The sequence below is a fragment of the Lentzea sp. NPDC060358 genome (genome assembly GCF_042725365.1).
Classification (GTDB): Bacteria; Actinomycetota; Actinomycetes; order Mycobacteriales; family Pseudonocardiaceae; genus Lentzea.
Map to the genome: position 1 here is coordinate 1 of NZ_JBHXCW010000453.1, position 1811 is coordinate 1811.

2 protein-coding genes and 1 pseudogene are annotated in these 1811 nt (G+C 74.3%); all 3 read right to left on the reverse strand.

What is annotated here, in order from left to right:
* Positions 1–564, reverse strand: a pseudogene (locus ACFWGZ_RS40785) (competence protein ComEC); the annotation flags it as partial.
* A gap of 42 nt (positions 565–606) precedes the next feature.
* Positions 607–1296, reverse strand: a complete 690-nt coding sequence (locus ACFWGZ_RS40790; protein WP_382456940.1) for a helix-hairpin-helix domain-containing protein — start codon at positions 1294–1296, stop codon at positions 607–609.
* Positions 1297–1419: 123 nt separating this feature from the next.
* Positions 1420–1811, reverse strand: a 392-nt coding sequence (locus ACFWGZ_RS40795; RefSeq protein WP_382456941.1) for a DegV family protein, incomplete at its 5' end; no start/stop codon positions are given.

Here is a 1811-nt window from a genome sequence, read left to right on the forward strand (position 1 = left end):
CTGCCACACCGGGGCGGGCTGCGGGTCGACCGGCGGACCGCGGACCCGCAGCAGGGCTGACGCCAGGTCGCCGCCCCGAGGCGGGGCGAGGGTGCCCTTCGCCGTGACCCGCTGGCCTGGCAGGAGGTCGCGCCACCTGTCCGCGGGTGCCAGCAGCACCAGGTGGGCGCCGTCGGAGGTGGCGGTGAGGATCACGTGGTCGACACCCGCCTGGTGACCACCGAAGCCTTCCGCGCGAAGACCTCGGGGGCGGGCGTCGACCTCCACGGTCAGGGTGGTGCTCCTGCCCTCGTTCGCGGCCAGGCGGAGCGGATGGGTCTCCGCGCGCAGGACGTGGCCGCCGACCCAGGCCGCCGCCACCGGCCCGGAGATCAGCAGGGCGATGGCGCAGGTCCTCGTCCACCAAGCCCTCCGCCACGCCACGAAACCGAGGGCTCCGGCCGTCAGTCCGGTGAGGACGGACAGCTGCCAGTTCAGGAAGAGTCCGGCCACCGCGGTGGCCCACACCGCTGCCGCGGCCGGGGCCAGGCGGTAGTCGTGGGATGTCGGGAGGGTGCGGGGCACCGGTTCCTCCAGGGGAAGTGGAGCGGACGCGCGTGGTGGCGGTCAGGTGTGGACCAGCTCGGTCAGCTTGGCGAGCTTGGAGCCGCCGATGCCTTCCACGTTGCGGAGCTCGTCGACGGAGGCGAAAGGGCCCTTGCGGCTGCGGTGGTCGACGATGCGCTGGGCCGTCACCGGGCCCACGCCGGGGAGGGTGTCCAGCTCGGCCGCGGTGGCGGCGTTCAGGTTGAGCTTGGGCGGGACGGTGTTGAGAACGCCCGCTGCGGGCGGCGGGATGCCGACCGCGATCTGCTCGCCGTCGGTGAGCTTGCGGGCCAGGTTCAGGTCGTGGAGGTTCGCGCCCGGTTTCACCCCGCCCGCCAGGCGCAGGGCGTCGGCCACCCGAGCGCCGGAGGTGACCGTGACCAGGCCGGGCGTGGCGACCTCGCCGATGACGTTCACGACCAGCTCCGGAGCGGGAGCCGACGTGCTCACCAGGGCGAGGGCCGGGGCCTGTTCGGCGGCGGGGCTCTGCCACCAGCTGCCGAGGCCGATCACCGTGCACGCGACGGCGACGCCCAGGGCCAGCAGGCCCCGGCGTGGCAGGCGGGGCAGGGTGAAGCGGCGGCGGGGCGGGCCGTGTTCGTCCGAGTCCTCCGAGCGTGCGAAGACCAGGGTCGGGTCGGCGCGCACCTTCTCGGCCAGTGCGGCCAGTCGTTCGCTCGGGCGGTCGTCCTGATGGGAGCGGGGAAGCATGCGAGCGACGCTACGGAGCGGGACGGGTGGGGAGGTGGGGTGAACCGCGGGGCTGTGGATTACTCGCGGGTTGTGGACAGGTCGCGATCACCCGTGCCTCGGGAACGCGGAATTGTCGGGGGTCTATGGGATGCTGTCGGGTCCTCCCGGCAGCACCACGACGCCCAGCACGCCGGGGCCCGTGTGCGCGCCGATCACCGCGCCGACCTCCGAGATCACGCAGCCCGTCGAGCCGGGCAGCCGTTCGTCCAGGCGGGTCGCCAGTTCGGCCGCGCGTTCGGGAGCGGCCAGGTGGTGCACGGCCAGGCCCACGGGCCCGTCGCCCGCCGCGGCCGCCGCGAGGTCGACCAGCCGGCCGACGGCACGGCTCATCGTCCGCACCTTCTCCAGCGGCACGATCCGGCCGTCTTCCATGTGCAGCAACGGCTTCACGGCCAGCGCGGTCCCCACCAGGGCCGCCGCCGTGCCGATCCGCCCGCCCCGCCGCAGGTGGTCCAGCGTCTCCAGGCAGAAGA

Coding starts and splice junctions, on each gene's coding strand:
- ACFWGZ_RS40790 (WP_382456940.1), bottom strand. CDS start 1,296: ATGCTTCCCCGCTCCCATCAGGACGACCGCCCGAGCGAACGACTGGCC.